Annotated in this window: 1 protein-coding gene; it reads left to right on the plus strand. The window is 56.4% G+C overall.

Annotated features, from left to right (window positions below; genetic code table 11):
• A partial coding sequence (locus M3I56_RS40925; RefSeq protein WP_254358738.1) for a transposase occupies positions 1-207 on the plus strand: 207 nt, incomplete at its 5' end.
• Between the last annotated feature and the right edge of the window lie 307 nt (positions 208-514).

Raw genomic sequence — 514 nt, forward strand, 5'->3', positions numbered from 1 at the left:
AACGCCATTGAAAGTCTGAACATGCAGCTACGCAAGATCATCAAGACGCGGGGCCACTTCCCGAATGATGAGGCTGCTATCAAGCTGCTCTGGCTCGCACTACGCAACGTGCTGGCAAAGTCCGTGCGGGCCGCCTTCGACTGGAAATCAGCCATGAACCAGTTTGCTATCCTGTTCGGTGACCGGTTCACGCAGGCACGCGGCTAATGATTTATTAACCGCCCCGCCCACAAAAATACGGACAGGTTCCCTGTGCGGGGCGGCACCTCCTTTCTTTGCCGCGGTGTACAGACTGGAGACATGATTGACACATGTATGAGGACATCGTTGACACCTGATACTCACGGCAATGCTGCTTTCAGGTCAAGTGTCGCGACACGGTGATGGGCAAACCAGAGCTCGAATACACCGTCTTCGTCGTCCTTTGGACGGGCCGCCACGCGCAGCCCCTTGAGCGCAATCGAGAGCTTCAGTTTCTGCCCCCGCAAGCGCACCAGACCACTCGAATTGACCA

The organism is Paraburkholderia sp. CNPSo 3281 (assembly GCF_024206515.1).
Taxonomy (GTDB): domain Bacteria; phylum Pseudomonadota; class Gammaproteobacteria; order Burkholderiales; family Burkholderiaceae; genus Paraburkholderia; species Paraburkholderia nodosa.